The sequence below is a fragment of the Segatella hominis genome (genome assembly GCF_004535825.1).
In the GTDB taxonomy this organism is placed as follows: domain Bacteria; phylum Bacteroidota; class Bacteroidia; order Bacteroidales; family Bacteroidaceae; genus Prevotella; species Prevotella hominis.
Genome location: NZ_SGVY01000025.1, coordinates 26,943 through 47,421, shown reverse-complemented (window position 1 = coordinate 47,421; position 20,479 = coordinate 26,943). Strand labels below are relative to the sequence as shown.

The 20,479-nt window shown below is 43.3% G+C and carries 14 protein-coding genes; 7 read left to right on the top strand and 7 right to left on the bottom strand.

The genetic code is table 11. The features are described from left to right. Window positions 1-80: 80 nt before the first annotated feature. Both EXN75_RS10105 and EXN75_RS10100 read left to right on the top strand, forming a co-directional pair. A complete protein-coding gene (locus EXN75_RS10105) occupies window positions 81-641 on the top strand; it encodes an ORF6N domain-containing protein (RefSeq protein ID WP_134843706.1) in 561 nt (186 codons plus the stop codon). Between the two features lie 25 nt (window positions 642-666). After that, on the top strand, window positions 667-972 hold the full coding sequence (locus tag EXN75_RS10100) for a transposase (protein WP_134843705.1): 306 nt from the start codon (window positions 667-669) through the stop codon (window positions 970-972). A 27-nt stretch (window positions 973-999) separates the two neighbouring features. On the opposite strand, the gene EXN75_RS10095 is transcribed toward EXN75_RS10100, so the two are convergent. The 7 genes from EXN75_RS10095 to EXN75_RS10065 form a co-directional block, all read right to left on the bottom strand. Further along, window positions 1,000-1,863: an Rpn family recombination-promoting nuclease/putative transposase gene (locus EXN75_RS10095; protein WP_134843704.1), complete on the bottom strand. Its 864-nt coding sequence runs from the start codon at window positions 1,861-1,863 to the stop codon at window positions 1,000-1,002. A gap of 296 nt (window positions 1,864-2,159) precedes the next feature. Beyond that, window positions 2,160-2,435, bottom strand: coding sequence for a type II toxin-antitoxin system RelE/ParE family toxin (locus EXN75_RS10090; RefSeq protein ID WP_134843703.1), 276 nt, complete (start codon window positions 2,433-2,435; stop codon window positions 2,160-2,162). Next, entirely contained in the window at window positions 2,432-2,638 is a 207-nt protein-coding gene (locus EXN75_RS10085) for a hypothetical protein (protein WP_134843702.1), read from the bottom strand. The genes EXN75_RS10090 and EXN75_RS10085 overlap by 4 nt, the downstream gene beginning before the upstream one ends. Window positions 2,639-2,812: 174 nt before the next feature. Beyond that, window positions 2,813-4,189 carry an Outer membrane protein SusF domain-containing protein gene (locus EXN75_RS18245; RefSeq protein WP_134843701.1) on the bottom strand — a complete coding sequence of 459 codons (1,377 nt, stop codon included), beginning with the start codon at window positions 4,187-4,189 and terminating at the stop codon, window positions 2,813-2,815. A gap of 17 nt (window positions 4,190-4,206) precedes the next feature. Further along, complete coding sequence (locus tag EXN75_RS10075) at window positions 4,207-5,400, bottom strand: SusF/SusE family outer membrane protein (RefSeq protein WP_134843700.1); 1,194 nt, start codon at window positions 5,398-5,400, stop codon at window positions 4,207-4,209. A 38-nt stretch (window positions 5,401-5,438) separates the two neighbouring features. Next, complete coding sequence (susD, locus tag EXN75_RS10070) at window positions 5,439-7,118, bottom strand: starch-binding outer membrane lipoprotein SusD (RefSeq protein ID WP_134843699.1); 1,680 nt, start codon at window positions 7,116-7,118, stop codon at window positions 5,439-5,441. Window positions 7,119-7,139: 21 nt separating this feature from the next. Continuing rightward, complete coding sequence (locus tag EXN75_RS10065; RefSeq protein ID WP_134843713.1) at window positions 7,140-10,181, bottom strand: SusC/RagA family TonB-linked outer membrane protein; 3,042 nt, start codon at window positions 10,179-10,181, stop codon at window positions 7,140-7,142. A gap of 361 nt (window positions 10,182-10,542) precedes the next feature. Between EXN75_RS10065 and EXN75_RS10060 the strand changes: the two genes are divergently transcribed. From EXN75_RS10060 to pulA, 5 genes are all read left to right on the top strand, one after another. Next, on the top strand, window positions 10,543-11,568 hold the full coding sequence (locus EXN75_RS10060) for a LacI family DNA-binding transcriptional regulator (protein ID WP_134843698.1): 1,026 nt from the start codon (window positions 10,543-10,545) through the stop codon (window positions 11,566-11,568). A 47-nt stretch (window positions 11,569-11,615) separates the two neighbouring features. Further along, entirely contained in the window at window positions 11,616-12,920 is a 1,305-nt protein-coding gene (locus tag EXN75_RS10055) for an MFS transporter (RefSeq protein ID WP_134843697.1), read from the top strand. Window positions 12,921-13,067: 147 nt separating this feature from the next. Beyond that, window positions 13,068-15,740 (top strand): 4-alpha-glucanotransferase, encoded by a 2,673-nt coding sequence (locus EXN75_RS10050; protein ID WP_134843696.1) that lies wholly within the window; start codon window positions 13,068-13,070, stop codon window positions 15,738-15,740. Window positions 15,741-15,945: 205 nt separating this feature from the next. Further along, a complete protein-coding gene (locus EXN75_RS10045) occupies window positions 15,946-18,081 on the top strand; it encodes a glycoside hydrolase family 97 protein (protein ID WP_134843695.1) in 2,136 nt (711 codons plus the stop codon). A gap of 292 nt (window positions 18,082-18,373) precedes the next feature. Next, complete coding sequence (gene pulA / locus EXN75_RS10040) at window positions 18,374-20,413, top strand: type I pullulanase (protein ID WP_134843694.1); 2,040 nt, start codon at window positions 18,374-18,376, stop codon at window positions 20,411-20,413. The last annotated feature ends 66 nt before the right edge of the window (window positions 20,414-20,479 follow it).

Here is a 20,479-nt window from a genome sequence, read left to right as displayed (position 1 = left end):
CCCTACATTTTTCCCTAAAACTTTGGAAGTTACAAGGAAAAGTCGTATCTTTGCCCATAAATAGCTCTAAAAAAGAAATTATGGGACATCAAGAAGATATTGTAAAAACTGAAAGTAAAATCATTGTCATCAGGGATACGCAAGTTATCCTTGACAGAGATGTTGCGGAATTGTATGGAGTAGAAACCAGAGAAATCAACCAAGCACTAAGAAACAACCCTAAAAAGTTTCCTCCAGGTTATGTTATTGAGTTGAATAACAACGAGAAAGAAGAACTCATCAAAAATTTTGATCGGTTCAAAAAACTCAAACATTCCACTGTTGCACCTCACGCATTTACTGAACAAGGACTTTATATGCTTGCCACTATTCTGAAAGGTGATTTAGCCATCAGCACTACCATTGCCATCATTGATACTTTCACTCAACTTCGCAAGTTGGCAAGAAGCATAGACAAGGTGAATGAAGATGCAAAGGAGCATGGTATTTTACCAGACAAAGCAACAGAAGGAAAAATACAAGCTGCAATGAACGAAGTCTTTGCAGATAAGCTGCCACTAAAAATGCGCAAATTGACTTTTGGGGTTAATTTAGGAGTTCTGAAATTTTCTATAGAAGCCACAAGAGAATCAAAAGAATAAAAGAATATAAAAAGGAGAGAAGAATATGTTTGAGCAGATGCCATTCAGCGAGAAGTATCCAGTCTTCCGCAAATTGGCTGAAATAGGCGACCTCCGCAAGCTTACCCGTGAAGAACTTGAGCTTTATGACGAGGACATCAAAAATATGCGTGATATATATGCCACCAGAAAGTTTGACGAAAAGAAAGGAATGGAAAAAGGAATGGCGAAAGGAATGGAAAAAGAAAAGCTATCCTCAGCTCGCCGTCTCCTGTCAATGGGGCTTTCTGATGAACAAGTATCAACGGCCACAGAACTTCCACTGGAGGAAATTCAGAAAATGAGGGAATGAGCAAAATTTGGTTAAGCCGCCTGGTATTTATAGTTTTTTGATTTCTTCGATACTTAATCCTGTAGCCTGTACAATGATTTCTGGAGCTACATTCTGAGCCAACAGGCTGAGAGCAATGGCTTTTTTCTCTTCTGCTCTTCCTTCTGCTCTTCCTTCTTGCTTAGCATTGGTCAAGACATCGTTTTGTATCATGATGGCATTGAGATGCTCATCGTATGCATGACGTTCGGCGTCAGACATCTCGTAATATTTCAGCTTTTTGCGAGCCTCTTGCAGTCCTGGAGCCTTGGTGTCGGCAGCGATAACGCCGTTCTTTAGGTAGTTGACCCACTCCTCCAACGGCGATTTAGCTACACTATTGAATTCGTTGACACGAACAAGGATGTAGGTTGGGAAAATCTCTGAAGGTGATTTCCTTACGATATTGTCCTTCTCCTTTGTGCTAATTATCAACTGGTCTTTCGTGTGCAAACCCACAAAGTTATTTTGTCCTACATAGATATAGTCAGAACCTTTTCCCAGGTCGAAGTAGAGAATGCTGATGGAATACACCTTCTTCACCTCCTTGTAGCTGTTGCCCAGGTTGATGTGTTCCGTGATAGCCTTGGCTACACCGTATAAAACACGCTCCAGATAGTATAGTTCACTGGTGTTTTGTATTTCTACGATGATAATTTCTCCTTTGCTATTCTTTGCTTTGATATCAACACGGTTAAATTTGTCATCGGCAGCACTCTGATTGCCTTCACTTTCCAGAATGTCGATAATCTTTACCTCTTCGTTCAGGAAGACAGTGAGGAACCCCTCTAGTACGCCAAAATTGGTTTTTTGGCGGAGCAATCTTTCGATAGCCCAGTCGAAACGAATGTATCTGTCTTTAAGTTCTGCCATAATATCTTATTTAAAAATGTCACATTTCATCTGCAAATATACGACTTTATTCTGATACTCGCAAGGATTTAGGGTGGAAAAGTTTTTTTTGAGAAGAAAATAGGCGGCTCCCGATATGTTCGAGAACCGCCTAATAATTTATTCTTATTCCTTCATTTTCTGAATTTCCTCCAGTGGAAGCTCTGTGGCCGTTGATACTTTTTCCAAAGCCGTATCTATAGAGTTCTTGACATCACGATAAGCTTTCAAACTATCCATATTCTTTTCCTCCCTTACGAAAGTTCAATATATTATTGTCAAAACAAATCGCTATGGGTTCCATTGTTGAGGAACAGCAACGTTAGTTTTTCGTCGTTTTGTTCCCATAGCATCAACCAATCAGGGGTTATATGGCATTCCCATATACCTTCAAAGTTTCCATGAAGTTTATGTGATTTATATGATGGTGGTAGTTTACCCTCATTGGCTAGTTTTTCTACTGCTTTTTCAATGAGAACTGGATTTAGACCACGTTTTACTCCTTTTCGAAGAGACTTTTTAAATTTGTTTGTAAAGTCAATAGAGTATTTCATTGTAAGCACTGTTTGATCAAGTCGTGAGCATCTTTTGCATGATATACTCTGCCAGCTTTAACATCTTCTATGGCTTCTTCAATTCCACTTTTCTTTTCGGTTTGAATAACCCAGCCAAACTTCTTTGCCAGTTCCTTTAATAAGTTGAAGTCAACTTGCGGAACAGTTATTGTTGTTGTTATTTTATTTATAGCTACATCCATATTGCTTTACTTTATTGTTATTTCTAATTTGCCGCAAAGATACGATTTTTCCTCGTAACTTCCAAGGTTTTAGGTAAAAAATACTTGAAAAGGATGAGGAGAAAGAAAAAAATAGGCGACTCTCGGAATTGAGAGCCGCCTATTAATTTTAAGTTTATTTGATGAAGCAAATGCTTACTTCTTTGTCATCACACACTTTGCAGTTCCTTCTGCCCAATTAACCACAAGCTTGATGTCGTAAGTACCAGCTGCTACAGCGATGTTTGGACCATTCTGTGTAGTGAGGTTATCTAATTCTCCACCCCAACTGAGAGACCAATCGTTTGTGTGACGGAACTTCATTTCTCCATCAGTCAATGTGACGTTCTTAAGTTCCCAGCAGCGCTCTTCCGGATTGTATGTCATATTCGTATCGCCATCCCAACCTTTAGGAGTTGCGTTACCAATGATACCAATAGTAAATGGAGTCAGTGTGTAAGTCTTCTTAGACAAGTCAACATCTACCTGATAGAAACCTGCTTCTTCTGTTATCACGATGTTTCCTGCATCAGGAGCTGTATCAAAGTCAGCACCATAGTTGGTACCATCCCAGTTTGGCTGAGTACTGAACTTGAAGCCATTCTGGTTCAGGTACATATAACCTGTAAAGTTAACACCATCATTACTATTGAGGACGTCAATCTGCTTCCATCCATTAGCATCACCTGCCATATAGAGGATAGGCTTTCCTACAGAGTAAGACAGGTTGTTCATGTCGAGAGTTACAATCCATGTGCCCTTACCTGCGATAACCATTGTCTGTGGAGTACCCCAGCTGTCGCCAGTATAATAGATTGTACCAGAAGCATCTTCGCTACCGTCTTTCTCGCAACCCATGACACCTTTGTTGATAACATTCCAGTTGCCGCTTTCGAACTTGCTGCCTTCGTAGAACTTGAAGTAGTTCTTGTCTTTCACTGTGGTGACTTTAAGCTGGTACACACCATCTGACATTTTGGTCATCCATACAGGATTTGTCGCATCCCAGTCATTGCCATTAACCTCACCGAGCATGTAGTAGCCATTCTCGTCGATAGCAGGAGTTGGGGATGTTGTAATCTTACCTGTAGTTTCACCTACTGTGTTGATGGCAACAGCATCGCCTGATGCCAGATTGACTGTAACCTTTGACTCAACTTTGATGTTACTTGCAACGCTGGCGCGAGTTTTATTCTCGTTGCAAAGAATCTTCTCCAATTCAGTAGCATCTACCTGAATGCTATTGCCACTGATTTCGCCTTTGATAGCTTCACCATTCACTTTCAAGTCTTTCAATGTATAGCCTGTAACATTGGCATCTGTTGAATTGACTGTGACGAGATTGATGACTCCATCTTCGTCAGGCATATTACATTCTGCTTCAGGACCCGCTGTAAAGGTGATACCATATTTGGCAGCTGAGGCTTCCTGTGGATTGTGCTGTGGTTGAGCCCAATCATCGTAGTCGCCGTTGCAGCTGGCAAGTGTTAAACTTGCCAAGACTGCTAAGCTATATAAAAATGTCTTTTTCATTTTGCTTTGATCTTAAATTATCTAACTTCTGCTTTATTTGTATCAAAGTTGACATACAACTTCGTGCCAACGGCAGGCTTAACAGAGTAATCTGCACCCATGGTCTCAGCCCAATTGTTTGGCATATTATATTTACGCCAGAACACTTCGCCATTGTGAACAGTGAACTCTGTGCGATACCAGTCGATGCTACCTACCTTGACAGATACACGAAGCTCTTCGCTGGCAGTGAATCCAGGAGAAACCCATTCACCAGTTGGATCAGCTGGAGGTGTCAGAGCTGTATCGTCAGCAAAGCCCCAAGTGCTTTGACCAATACAAGTACCAATCAGGCATACCTGAGTCTTGTAAACAGTCAGTGTCCAGTCGATGTTCTTCTTGTCTTCGGTAATCTTACCCTTGAAGTGAAGAGTGTACCAACCAGCATTGGCTACCTTGATGTTTTGCTCCTCACCTGCAGAGATACCTGCACCAGCTTCATCGTTGATTTCCTTAAGACGGTTAATACCGCGATAGTCATTGTTCTCGGTACCCCACTTGAATTCGCCACCAGCTGGCACGTAGATGATACCATAGTAATTGCCATCCAAGCCTTCTACCTTAGGAATAGCTTTCCAACTCTGCCATGGAGTCTGGATAGAACTTCCAATCAAGAAGAGGTTATCTGTGAACTTAGCGTCAGGAGCCTCGTAGGTAGCCTTGACAGAAGGCAGGGTAATGACATTTGAATAGGTCTCGCCCAAGGTTTGATTCAAAGTACCGCTAATGACTCCGCGAAGACGGACGTAAATAGGCATTTCCTCAGGAACGCTTGTGTCTGGATTGGCTGCCTGGAACAGTGATACGATAGCATCGTTTGCTTCGGATGCATTAAATTCCAAGTTGCTTGCATTCTCTGCGTATGTCGCCAACTCTGTATGAGTGGTTGTAGGATCATTGACGAATGCAGGGTCGATAGAAACCTGTGCATAGTACTTCACTGCGTAAGGTGCATCACCATAATTTGGCTGAGAGCATGTAAGCACAAGGTTTTTTGCACTCTTGAGATCATAGGTATTGTTTTCTGCAAGAGCAGGAGTGTTCAATACAAATCCCTCAGCAAGATGACTCAGATCCAATGTTGGGTTGCTGTCTCTGTCTTCATCACAGGATGTAAAGAGCAAAGGAAGTACCAATGCTGGCAGCAACATTAATTTGAATATCTTTTTCATAATTGATTTCTTTAAATTAAATCTTGTTTCCTAACAATTTAGTATTTTGGGTTCTGATGCAAGTTAGGGTTGTTCTTGATCTCATTGTCTGGCATTGGATAGATGTCGTAGTATGCTGGAGTACCAGCACCTTTTTCTACACCACCCTTAAAACTCCAGAGGTACTTAGAACCTGTGAACAAGCCAAAGCGAACCAAGTCTGAACGACGGCGGCCTTCCATAAAGAACTCGCGGCACCATTCATCGATAAGGGTCTGCTCATCTACTGATGTAGCTTTTATCTGACGATTGGCACGGCCCTGAACTAACTGGATGTCAGCCAAACCTTCCTGACTGCCGTTGAGACGGTACTTAGCCTCTGCACGGGTCAGATAGATTTCTGCCAAACGGAACATAGGGAAGTCTGTATCTGAATAGTTCTGATCGTGCTGTGTGGAACCATCTGCATGGAGATTGCTCCACTTTACAAAAGATGCACCATTCAGAGGACCTGTGATGTTCTCACCTGGATTGATAGTACGAACTTTGCCTGTTTCGCAGCCACCTACACCCATATATAACAGGGCGCGGTCGTCTCCAGCCTTTGCGATTACGTCTGCTGTACCGATGCCCTTCTCGCTATCCTTAGCTCTCACCTCTTCTTGTGTAGGATTGCTCAAAACATCATCAACTGTAGCCATTGGGATGTCCTTGTTAGGGAAGAACTTCTCAATCAAATTCTCGCGGGCAAACATACATTTCCATGGGTCTTGTGTGCTTGCGTAAGGCATACCACCTATAGTAGCTGCTGATACGAGGTATGTGGTACCTGAATACGCACGAGCCTTCAAACCATCCTGACGGATAGGGAAGATGATTTCCTTCATAGCCTCAGGGTTGCAGTCATTGTCGCCCATGAACAGCTGCTGATAACCGCTCCAGCCATTCTTTTTTGCACGACAAAGATCGTATTTACCGCTATTGATAATCTCGTCGCAATAATGAATAGCCTTCTGGTAGTCCTTAACCTGACCATCTGTATAAACAGCTGAGTTAAGTGCCAAACGAGCATGGAGGGCATAAGCTGCACCACGGTCTGCACGTCCAAAATTCTCACTGTTATTATAAGCGCCCACCTCAGCCATCATAGGTTCGATGGTGGTCAACTCATTATCCAACCACTCATAGAGATCCTTGCCGCTTTTCTCGGTAGGGAGATTGTTGTCGAAAGTGTCCTTGAATGGAGCCTTGCGAAACAGGTCAAGGAAATAATAGTAGTTCAGAGCACGGAGAAAACGAACTTCTGCGATTCTGTCTTCGCTCAAGCTACCTGACTGCTCGAAAATAAACTGGTTGTACAGTGTGATGTCGAAAATGAGGCGCTGATATGCCCAGTTCACACGGTCATTACCACTATTCCAACTGAAGTTGGTGATAGGGGCAATAGCATTATCGTTCTGATATGCCCATGCTGTCTCGTCGGTCATCAACTCTTGCAGGTTGAAAATGGTACGGATGAATCCACTCTCACCCTCGTCGCCACTCAAGTCTGCTGAACCAGCAGGACCTTTCTGTCCAGTAAGACCAAGCGTAGCATACTGCTTGGCCAAGAGACCATCTACTGTATATGATGGGGAAGACTGTGGGTCAATGGACTTGATATTCAGTTCGTCTGCGCAAGAGACAAAGCCCATGCACAATATACTTGCCATTGCAGTCGTTATAAATATTTTTTTCATAATTGTCTCCTTTTTTGTATTTTAGAAGTTAAGATTCAAACCAAGCTGGAAGCTTATTGGACGTGGGTAAGGATTGCTATCGATACCACTGCTTACCTCTGGGTCGATACCCTTATACTTGGTAATGATGAATGGATTCTGAACAGTGAAGTAGATACGTCCACTGCAAATCTTCTCGGCACCAGTCTTGATCAATGCAGGGAAGCTATATCCCAAAGTCATGTTGCTACACTTCAGGTAAGACGCATTGCGTACGAAGTAGTCGCTGGCATTGGTCGTGAGATCAGTTGTACCCTTAAAGCCAAGTTCGACGGCTTCTGCTGTTGTGTTTCTGAAGAGGTTAGTTTCATTGATTTTCATCAACTCAGCTTTGGAGTTCAGGAAATCGTAATACACATAGTTGCCGATAGAAGCATGGAAAGCTGCACTGAAGTCCCAGTTCTTATAGATGAACTTAGTGGTGAGACCCATGATTACATCAGGAGCAGGGTTCTTGTAGCAATAACGGTCGTCATTATCAATCTTTCCATTACCGTCACGGTCAACATACAATCCCTCGATAGGTTTGCCATTCTCGTCGTAAACCTGCTGGAAAACATAGAATGAATTGAGAGGCTCGCCAACCTTGTTTACCTGTACCAAAGTGTTGTTACCACGAGATACCTTGCTGCCTGTCCAAGTCCAGTCTTGTAAACCAGCCTCCAACTTAGTGATTTCGTTGTGGTTCCATCCTACGTTGTAGGTTACATCCCATACGAAGTCCTTGGTAACGATAGGTTTTACATTGAATGCCAATTCTACACCATAGTTTTCTACAGAACCGATGTTCTTCAAGAGTTGGTCGCCAAAGTTGGTACCACCAGCAATGGCAACGGTTGCCAAAAGGTCGGTAGTCTTACGATAGTAACCATCTACATTAAAGCCGAAACGGCCATTGAGAGCGGTGAAGTCGAGACCTCCATTGTAAGTTGTAGTCTTCTCCCATGTCAAGTCTGGATTGTACTTGGATGGGCGCATTGTTGTGTAATATTTGTCACCAAATGGATACTGTGCATATGTATCACTGATGGTATATACAGGAGCATAGTAGAAGTCATCAATACCATTCTGCTGACCAGTCTTACCCCAGCCCAAGCGGAGTTTCAATTCGTCAATCCATTTTACATTCTTGAGGAAAGGCTCGTTGTTGATTTTCCATGCAAAAGCTGCTGCTGGGAAGTAACCCCACTTCTTGCCATCTCTGAAACGAGAAGAACCATCGGCACGGAATGTAGCTGTAAGCAGATAACGATCTAACAGGTTATAGTTGAAACGTCCGAAGTAAGATACCAAAGAGTTGTGACTCTTCCACATGGTGTTCTTCTGATATGTAGGGTTATTTACATAGTTCCATTCACCATCAACCATCTGTGGATTGTTATCTCTCAAGTACTCATCAATACCGCTTCCGAAGTTATAGCTTACTCTGTGGAAGTGGCTCTGCTCAGCACCTGCCATGATGTCGATGTCGTGTACACCAAACTTGTGGGCATATTCGGCAAAAGCTTTTCCTTCGATGCTGTATTTGTATTGATGGTCTGTCTTGTAATAACCAAAATAGTTATTAGAAGAAGAATACTTGTTTATATCATTGTGCTGCTTGGCATCTGTGTACTGTGCACCTATAGCAGCATGTAAATGCAAGTCTTCGAAACCATGAATCTTATAGTCCACCTCAAGATTTGATGTAATGTCATGGGTGTTGGCCATTATCTTTTGGTTGTCGAGGAGAGCCACTGGGTTTTGAGGTACTTGAGCCTTGGCAATCTTTGTCCAGTTAGGATCAGTAATTGTGTTACCCGCATTGTCCAGATACTGGAAATATCCACCTACGCAATTGTACATAGGGTCGCTTACACGAACAGGCTGTGTAGGATCCATGGTCAGTGCAGCACCGATGGCATCACCAAAACTAGCATAGCGATCCTTCTCGAACATATACTTCGTTGTGAAGTTGACGTTCAAGTGCTTATTGAGGAAGGAAGGAGCCAAATTGACAGAAGTATTGAAACGCTTCATCCAAGTAGTCTTGACGATACCATTGTTGTCATCGTAACCTAAACCAATTCGATATGGCATATCCTTCAAACCGCCCTGAATGCTGAGGCTGTGCTTGGTAGAGATGGCTGTACGGAAAATCTCATCCTGCCAATCGGTATCAGCTGTACCCAAACCGCTTGTGTCGATACCTAAAGTGGTAAGAGCCTGCTTATAATCGCTGGCGTTCATTACCTCATATTTCTTCTGGATGGTAGATACTGTAACATCGCCATTATAGGTAACAGTTGGTTTCTGTCCAGAACGTCCCTTCTTGGTTGTAATGATGATGACACCATTAGATGCACGAGAACCATAAATAGCGGTAGCGGAAGCGTCTTTCAATACGGTGAAACTCTCGATATCGTTAGGGTTAATCATAGCCAAGACGTTACTTGTACCAGTAAGGTTGTTGTTGTCAATAGCCAAACCATCGATTACGTAGAGAGGGTCATTAGAAGCACTCAGAGAAGCACCACCACGGATACGAATCTGTGCGCCAGAACCAGGCTGACCACCACCAGTCTGTACGTCCACACCGGCAATCTTACCTACCAACATATCTGAGGCACTGCTTGTGATACCCTTTGACATCTCATCAGGCTTGATAGCTGTAACAGAACCTGTCAAGTCGTTTTTCTTTGCGCGACCATAACCGATAACAACGACTTCGTTCAATGCCTTAGAGTCATCAATCATGGTAATAATCATGCTCTTGCTTGCTTGAACGGTTTTTGGGGTCATACCCAAATAGGTGAAAGTTAGGTTAGTACCAGGAGCTGCATCGATAGAGAAGTTACCATCCATGTCGGTAATACCTACGGTCTTACCGTTAGCAGTAATGGTAGCACCCATGACAGGCTCACCAGAAGCATCTTTCACTTGTCCCTTAATAGCACCAGATTGTGCAAAGGAACTCGCTGTCAGGAGAAGACCACTTGCAAGGGTCAACGCTCTGAGAGGCAATTTAATTTTTACCTGCTTCATCATTTGCTTGATTTTTAAGTTAATGTATAATTAATGTTTATTATTGTTTTTAGTCTCGGCCACACTTTAACTACATTTACCTTTACTTGCGGTTTCGTTAGGAAATCATTGTTTGTTAGGTTCTTTATATTTATAAGGTGGCAGAAAGCGGATTTGCATCCTCTTTGCATGCTTTTTTACGGCATTCTCAGACTTTCTGAGTGCAAAATTAAATTCTTTTTCGATACGTTGTACTATTTTTTAGTTAATTCCGTTATTTCTTTAGTGCAAACGTTTGCACAGCTTTTTCTTGATTTACATCAACGAAATGGTCCGACTTAACGGATATTTGTCTAATTTTGCATTGTAACTAAAAACAATTATGAAAGAAATTGTACCCATAACAATGAAAGATATCGCGCGCGATCTCGGATGTAGCATAGCTACGGTGAGTAGAGCGTTGAAGAACAGCCCTCGTATCAGTGCTGCTCAGAAGGAGCGTATCCAGGCTTATGCCAGGGCGCACAACTTCTATCCGAACGTGATCGGTGAAGCCCTGCGACATAGTAAGGTACAGCCGATGAAGGTAATTGGAGTTATCGTACCGGAGTTCGTACATTATTACTTTATGTCTGTTGTCTCTGGCATAGAGGAAGAGGCGCGTGCCCGCGGCTATCGTGTGATGGTGGCGCAGAGTAACGAACGGTATGATAAGGAAGTGGCTATTTGTGAAGACTTCTATAAGAATAAGGTGTGCGGCATTATCGTCTCTCAGGCCAAGGACACCAAGCAGTATGATCATTTCCAAAAATTGATGGATAATGGTGTACCGCTCGTATTCTATGATAGAATATGTACAGGCGTGAACTGTTCTCGTGTGGTTGTAGATGACTACATGGGAGCTTTCACTGCCGTCACTCATCTGATAGATACCGGATGCAAGAAAATTGCATTCTATGGTTCGCCGATGAATATGGAGATTTCCAAAAACCGCTACAACGGCTATCGGGATGCACTCCTAAAACATGGACTGAAGGAAAATCCAGACTGGGTGAAGATCTGTGACAACCGTGCACAGGCTGAGGCGCTCACACCAGAGATTCTTGAAACAGAAGATCGTCCGGATGCATTCTTTGCCATCAATGATGATACGGCTATCGGTATTCTCTATACTGCCAAGCGTATGGGGTATAAGGTGCCGGAAGAAATTAGTGTCTGCGGATTTACAAACGGTGACCGTGCCAAGGCTTCCGACCCGATGCTCACTACGGTGGAGCAGCGGGGTATTGCCGTGGGAGAGGAGGCCGCCAATATTCTCATTGGACAGGTGGAAGGATCCATTCCTGTGGATGAGGTGGAGAAGAGAGTCGTCAGAACAAGATTGGTGGTGAGAGGTACTACCCGATAATGTGTGGCGAATGGTTGAATACGGAAAAAATTTAAAACAAAAATAATATGACACAAAAACCTGATTTGAGTTTCTGGAAGCTTTGGAATTTAAGCTTCGGATTCTTCGGGGTACAGATTGCCTACGCCCTTCAGAGCGCCAATATATCCCGAATTTTTGCAACGTTGGGTGCAGACCCACACAACTTGAGTTATTTCTGGATCCTCCCTCCGCTGATGGGAATCCTGGTGCAACCTATCGTCGGTACTTTGAGCGATAAAACCTGGTGCCGCTTCGGTCGTCGAATACCTTACTTATTTATTGGTGCTTCGGTGGCTGTATTGGTGATGTGCCTGCTGCCTAATGCCGGTTCGCTCGGATTGACGGTGAGCGGTGCGATGCTTTTCGGTTTGATAGCCCTGATGTTCTTGGATACAAGTATCAATATGGCGATGCAGCCTTTCAAGATGCTGGTGGGTGATATGGTCAATGAGAAGCAGAAGGCGAAAGCTTACTCTATCCAGAGTTTCCTCTGCAATGCCGGTTCTGTGGCTGGTTATATTTTCCCATTCCTCTTTACTTTCTTGGGTATCAAGAATGTGGCTGATAAGGGTGTGGTTCCTGATTCTGTGATCTGGTCATTCTATATCGGTGCTGCTATTCTGATTCTTTGCGTTATCTATACTACGATGAAGGTGAAGGAGTGGAATCCTCAGCAGTATGCAGAATATAATGAAGTGAAGAGTGAAGATGCTTCTGAAGACAAGGCTGATTGGATTACTTTGCTCCGCAAAGCGCCTGCTACTTTCTGGAAGGTGGGTCTTGTGCAGTTCTTCTGCTGGGCTGGTTTCCTTTATCTCTGGAATTATTCTACAGGTGCCATTGCTGAGACGGTTTGGAATACTACCGATCCTACTTCCGAGGCATTCCAGGAGGCTGGCAACTGGGTAGGTATCCTCTTTGCTGTTCAGGCTGTGGGTAGTGTGCTTTGGGCGGTTGTGCTGCCTCAGTTTAAGAATACCAAGATGGCTTATGCGGTCAGTCTGGTCATTGGTGGTATCGGTTTCGCCCTGATTCCTTTCCTGCATGACCCATATCTGCAGTTTATTTCATTCCTGATGATTGGCGCCGGTTGGGCAGCCATGTTGGCAATGCCTTTCACTTTTGTTACCAATGCCCTGCAGGGATATGGACACATGGGTGCTTATCTGGGCCTTTTCAATGGAACGATTTGTATTCCTCAGATTGTAGCTGCCATCTGTGGTGGTGCTGTTTTGAGCCTGGTGGGTTCTCATCAGAGTGACATGATGATAGTGGCTGGTATCTTGCTGATATGCGGCGCTTTATCTGTTTCCTTCATCAAGGAAAAATAAGAAATAAGTAGAAGATAAGTAAATGTATTAAACAGTAAGGTTGTGCAACCGATTGCGCAACCTTTTTTCAATTTTTGTGCAAAAAAGTGTTTGATTTTTCGATAAAAAATATTACCTTCGCAGCGTAAATAATAACCTTTGTATCTTATGGTGTTTCATTTTAATATAGATTATAAAACTGTCTATGGCGAGGAACTCGTTTTGAATATGACAGTTGATGGGAAGGAGGTCCAGTATAAAATGGGGACTGAGGATGGCTCTCGCTGGTCATTCGATTGGGATGGTACCCCAAAGTCTAAGAACAATTCCTACTTTTATAGTGTAAGTAGAGATGGCTTTTGCACCAAGGCTGAATGGCAATTGTTGAGGCATCAGTTGAACTGTACGGCTGAGCGTGCCAGTGATTATACTTTGTATGACCGTTGGCATGATATTCCTGAGGATTCTTACCTCTATAGCAGCGCCTTTACTGACTGCATCAACCATCAGCAACCAGGCAAGGTGAAGGAGCATTCCTTTGCTAAGACGATCCGCCTGATTGTTCGTGCTCCACAACTTCGTGAGGGTGAACGTTTAGCAGTAGTAGGTTCTGATCCTGCACTCGGTGCTTGGGACAAAAACCATGCTCTTCCTATGGTTCAGCAGGCTTACAATGAGTGGACTGTTGATATCAATGTGGAGACTTTAGCTGTCAACTATCTGGAATTCAAGTTCGTAGCGCTCAATGAAAAGAAGGAATGTCTTTGGGAAACAGGTTACAACCGTTCTATTGAAATCCCTGAGATGAAGAGCGGTACGTTGATTTCTTATGAGTTGAGCCAGTCGTTCCTGGAGCGTTGGAACCGTAAGCTGGCGGGTACATTGGTGCCTGTCTTCTCACTCAGAAGTAAGAAGAGTGCCGGTATTGGTGATTTCGGTGATCTCAAGAGCATGATCGATCTGGTGGCTAAAACCGGTCAGAAGGTTCTTCAGCTTTTGCCTATCAATGATACGACTATCACGCATACCTGGACAGACTCTTATCCGTACAGCTGTATCAGTGTCTTCGCTATTCATCCTCAGTATGCAGATCTTCTTGCATTACCAGAGTTGAAGGATGCCAAGAAGCGCGCTGAGGCTGAAAAGACGAGAGCAGAACTCAATGCGCTCCCTCAGATAGATTATGAGAAAGTAAATGATTTCAAGATAAACTATTTGCACCAAATCTTCGAACAGGAAGGAAAACAAATGTTAAAGAGTGCTGATTTTCAGGCATTTTTTCAGGAAACAGAACAGTGGCTTGTGCCTTACGCACAGTATTCTTACTTGCGTGACAAGTATGGCACTGCCGATTTCTCTCAGTGGCCAGACCATAAGGTATGGGATGAAGCTGAGCGTAAATCATTGAGCGATTCTAAGAGCAAAGCATACAAGGAGGTGGAATTCTTCTACTTCGTACAGTATGTATTAAATACACAGATGAAGGCGGCTCACGAGCATGCTATGGCAAAGGGTGTTATTCTGAAGGGTGATATTCCTATCGGTGTAAACCGCTATAGCTGTGATGTGTGGGTGGAGCCTAAGTACTTCAATCTCAATGGACAGGCGGGTGCTCCACCTGATGATTTCTCTGCAAATGGCCAGAACTGGGGATTCCCTACTTACAACTGGCATGAAATGTTGAAGGATGGTTGCCAGTGGTGGGTTCGCCGCTTCCAGAACATGTCTCTGTACTTTGATGCTTACCGTATCGACCATGTACTCGGTTTCTTCCGTATCTGGGAGATTCCTGTAGATTCTGTTCACGGATTGCTGGGTCAGTTTGCTCCTGCGTTGGGAATGACGGCAGATGAGATTCGTTCTTATGGCCTTAATTTCCAGGAGGATAGATTCACCCGTCCTTTCATTACCGACTGGGTTCTGAACCGCATGTTCCATGAGCGTGCTGACGAAGTGAAGGAGAAATATCTCGACCGCTTGGATGACGAGCGTTATCAGATGAAACCGGAGGTGAATAGCCAGCGCAAGGTGGAAGCTTTGTTTGAAGGTGCTACCGCTCAGAAGGATATCTGGCTCCGTGATGGTCTCTATGCTCTGATTAGCGATGTGCTCTTCGTTCGTGATCATCGTAATCCGGGATTGTTCCACCCACGTATCTCGGCTCAGTTTGATTTCATATTTGAGTCACTTTATGATAACGACAAGGCTGCGTTCAATCGTCTTTATAATGATTACTTCTATCGTCGCAACAACCAGTATTGGTATGGTGAGGCGATGAAGAAATTGCCTAAGTTGGTTCAGGCTACTCGTATGTTGGTATGTGCCGAAGACCTCGGAATGGTGCCTGATTGTGTGCCATGGGTAATGAATGAGTTGAAGATCTTGAGCCTGGAGCTGCAGAGCATGCCTAAGGATCCTTCTGTGAAGTTCGGCCATCTGAGCCGTAATCCTTATCGCTCGGTTTGTACCATTTCAAGTCATGATATGCCTACCCTCCGTCAGTGGTGGGATGAGAATATCCAGCGTACTCAAGAGTATTATAATACGATGCTCTATCGTCAGGGTCCTGCTCCTCATCCGCTCCCAGGTTGGCTTGCCAAGGATATTATCTCACGTCATCTGACCTCTCCTTCTATGCTCTGTGTGTTGAGTATTCAGGATTGGCTTGCTATCGACGAGAGTCTCCGCTTGCCTGATGCGAATGCAGAGCGTATCAATATCCCTGCTAATCCTAAGCATTACTGGCGCTATCGTATGCACCTTAATATCGAGGATCTGGCAAAGGATGCTGCTTTCATGAATCAGTTGACAGAAATGATTTCACAGGCTGGAAGAAACTAAGATTTCTTTAAAAGCATTGAAACGTTTCTCGTTAGTTTGAAATAGCTTTTGCTTAGAATTGAATGGTTTTTAGTTAGTTTTTTGGGAAAAGAACGAGGGGTGTGCAAACGTTTGCACACCCCCTTTTTGATTTATTGTAAATTATAATATGGTGTATTTCCAAGATTTTACTAATTTTGCACTGTAGAAAACAATAGCAATAAATATGAAGAAAATCAGTGTTTTACTTATGGGCTTGTTGCTCCCTATGTTTGCAGCAGCTCAGACCGTCAAGTCTCCAGACGGGAATGTGTCTTTGACCTTCTCCCTGACAGGTAATGGACAGCCTACTTATGAGATGAGTTACAAAGGCAAGACTGTCTGTAAGCCTTCTCATCTCGGTTTGGAGTTAGCAAAGGATAAGCATGCCTCTAAGGGGATGGAAGAAACGGATTTGATGGATGGTTTTACCGAGACCGGTAGCAAGACTTCTACTTTTGATGAGACTTGGAAACCTGTCTGGGGTGAAACTTCCACCATTCGCAATCATTACAATGAGTTGGAGGTAAACCTCAATCAGGCTTCTTCCAATCGTAACATTACCATCCGTTTCCGTGTCTATGATTACGGTATGGGCTTGCGCTATGAGTTTCCTCAGCAGGAATCTTTGAATTACTTCGTGATTCAGGAGGAGCACACTCAGTTTGCAATGGCTGGTGATCATACTGCATACTGGATTCCAGGTGATTATGATACACAGGAGTATGAGTACAACATCACTCCGCTGACTGGTATCCGTCCTATCATCGCTGCTAATCGTGAGAAATATAAGAGTAATTCTTCTACTACTGTTTTCTCTGATACGGGCGTGCAGACTTCCCTGCAGTTGAAGACAAAGGATGGTCTTTATATCAATATCCATGAGGCTGCTTGTCTGGATTATCCTACCATGCACCTCAACCTCGACGAGAAGAATCTCGTGCTTGAGTCTTGGTTGACTCCTGATGCTGTAGGTCGCAAGGGCTTTATCCAGACTCCATTCAATACACCTTGGCGTACTGTTCTCGTGAGTGATGATGCGCGTGATATGCTTTCTTGCAAGTTGACATTGAACCTCAATGAACCTTGTAAGATAGAGGATACTTCCTGGATTCACCCTACCAAGTACTGTGGTGTATGGTGGAACATGATTGTAGGTACCAAGACATGGAGTTATACGAATGATCTTCCTTCTGTTCGTCTGGGTGTTACTGATTATAGCAAGTGTAAGCCTAATGGTACTCATGGTGCTACCAATGAGGAAGTGAAGTGCTATATTGACTTTGCTGCAAAGAATGGTTTGCAGGAAGTATTGGTTGAAGGTTGGAACGAAGGATGGGAAGACTGGTTCGGTCATCAGAAACTGGATGTCTTTGATTTCGTGACTCCTTATCCTGACTTCGATATCAAGATGCTCAATGATTATGCGCACTCTAAGGGTGTTAAGTTGATGATGCACCACGAGACCTCTTCTGCAGCACTCAACTATGAGCGTCATTTGGAAAATGCCTTCAATCTGATGAACAAGTATGGTTATGATGCAGTGAAGACTGGTTATGTGGGTGACATCATTCCAAGAGGTGAGTATCACTACAGCCAGTTGATGAATAATCACTATCAGCGTGTCGTCGAGACTGCTGCTAAGCATCATATTATGGTGAACGCTCATGAGGCTACCCGTCCTACTGGTATCTGCCGTACCTGGCCTAACCTGGTGGGTAATGAGAGTGCAAGAGGTACTGAGTATGAGGCATTTGGCGGTTCTGTTCCTTATCATACCGTGATGTTGCCATTCACCCGTTTGCAGGGTGGTCCTATGGATTATACTCCAGGTATCTTCGAGACTAAACTTTCTGAGTGGAGTAACAATCAGAGTTATGTGCATTCTACTCTCTGCGGTCAGCTTTCTCTTTACCTCGTGATGTACAGTCCTTTGCAGATGGCTGCCGACTTACCTGAGCATTATGAGAAGTATGATGATGCCTTCCAGTTCATTCGTGATGTAGCTTGCGATTGGGATGATTCTAAGTATTTGGAGGCTGAACCTGCTAAGTATATTACTGTTGCTCGTAAGGCTAAGGGTACTAACAACTGGTTTGTTGGTGGCAAGACTGATGCTGCCCGTACTTCAGTAGTAAAGCTTGACTTCCTCGATAAGGGCAAGAAGTATGATTGCGCTATTTATCAGGATGGCAAGAATGCTGATTATGAAAAGAACCCTAAGTCTTATCAGATTATTCACAAGACTGTGAAGAAGGGTGATGTTTTGAAGATTAAAGAAGCTCGTGGTGGTGGTTTTGCCATCTCATTGCTTGCAAAATAAACTTTAAAATTTTAACTGGTGTACTTTGGTTGTGAAATTCATGAAAAAACAGTGCTTTTATATTCGCCGTATTTTCTGTATTTCCGACCGAATGGCAAGGTGGAATCAAATACGCTAAAAATGAGCGTGTTTGGTTCTGCCTATTTCTGCATAAAATACGCTTTTATAGGTGTTTTATGCAAGAAAAATGATAGTATAATAGCTATTGCTTAGCTGAAAGTCTATATTTATACATAAAATAGAGAATGATTCTTGTTCGGATTTTCTCTCAATCTAGCAAAAACTTAACCGTATGAGCATTAAAAATCAATTTTTAGTAGCCTTGACTGCTGTTTTAGTTCCCCATTCATTGATGGCACAAGGTGCTTTCAATGAAATGTCCTATTCTAAGGATAAAACTACTTTCTCTTTGAATTCACCTACAGCTTCTGTTGAAGTAGATGGTGTAACGGGTGCGACTCCTCAGGTTTCTTCCAGTAGTGCAAAACCGAGTGTAAAAATCCGTATTTATAAAGACGGTTTTATGGGAAAACCTATCAAAACCGTTAAGATGAAAAGTGTAGGTAAGGACCGATGGGAAGCTACCGTAAAGGGTGACTTGAAAGGAAAGTTCTATACTTTTGATATGGGAAAGGGTGAATGTCCGGGTACATTTGCCAAGGCTGTTGGCGTCAATGGTAATCGTGGTGCCATCATCGATCTGAGTCAGACCAATCCTGAAGGTTGGGAAAATGATGTGCGTCCTGCATTGAAATCACCTGCTGATCTTATCATCTATGAGTTGCATTTCCGTGATTTTTCTATTTCTCCAACCTCAAGTTTGAAGTATAAAGGTAAGTATCTTGCTCTTACCGAACCTAAAGCTATTGAATATCTTAAGAAGTTGGGTATCAATGCAATACACTTCCAGCCTTGTTTTGATTTTGCTTCTGTTGATGAAACAAAACTGGACAAACCACAGTTTAACTGGGGCTATGATCCGAAGAATTATAATGTACCAGAAGGCAGTTATGCTACTGATCCATATAACCCTGCAGTCCGTATCAAGGAATTCAAGCAGATGGTGCAGGCACTTCATAAGGCAGGCATCCGTGTGATTTTTGATGCTGTATATAATCATACTTTCGACATCAACGGCAGCAATTTCCAGCGTACTTATCCAGACTATTATTATCGCAAGACTGTGGATGGTAAGTATTCTGATGGTTCTGGTTGTGGCAATGAGACTGCATCTGAAAGACCATTGATGCGTGAGTTTATGATAGAGAGCGTGAAATATTGGGTGAATGAATATCATATTGATGGTTTCCGTTTCGACCTGATGGGCGTGCATGATATCGAGACGATGAATCAGATTCGTGCGGCTGTTGACGAGATAGATCCTTCTATTTATATATATGGTGAAGGATGGAGCGCAGGAAGCTGTGCTTATCCTACAGAGAAGTTGGCAGTGAAGGCTAATACGCCACAACTTCATGGCATCGGTGCTTTTAGCGATGATATGCGTGATGCTCTTCGTGGTCCTTTCTCTGATGATACCAAGGGCGCCTTGTTGGCTGGTATTCCTGGAGAGGAGGAGAGCCTGAAGTTTGGTATCGTTGGTGGTATTGCCCATCCACAGGTGGATATGAATAAGGTAAATTACGACAAGAAACCTTGGACTAACAATCCTACTCAGCAGATTAGCTATGTTAGTTGCCATGATGATATGTGTCTGGTAGATCGTTTGAAGGCAAGTATTCCTGGCTTGAAGGATCCGTCTGTTTCTGAAAGTGATCGTTTGGCTGAATTAATCCGCTTGGATTTGCTGGGTCAGACTGCAGTTTTCACTTCTCAGGGTGTACCGTTTATCTTGGCAGGAGAGGAAATGTTGCGCGACAAGAAGGGTGTTCACAACAGTTTTAATTCTCCTGATAGCATCAATCAGTTCAACTGGGATCATCTCAAGAAATATCCACAGGTTTTTGAGTATTATCGCAATTTAATCCAATTGCGTAAGAATCATCCTGCATTCCGTTTGGCTACTGCAGAAAAGGTTCGTGAGCACCTGGAGTTCTTGCCAACTGTCAGTCCTGATGCTGTTAATCAGGTGAAGAATGAGGGCTGCCTTGTGGCTTTCATGCTCAAGAACTTAGCAGGCATAGACGCTTGGAAGAATATTATTGTCATCTTGAATGCAAACCGTGAGGCAAAGTCTGTCGCTATTCCTGAGGGTGAATATCATGTGGCTTGTTGCAATGGTGTCATCAATGAGGAGGGTATCGGTATGCCTGTTAGTGGTAAGGAGGTCTTGGTAGATGCACAGTCTGCTTTGATTCTTTATGCTAAATAAGCATGAAAGTTGGCAATGATTCAAGATATCATCAGGAAAAATTCATTATAAAATATAATTTTACTA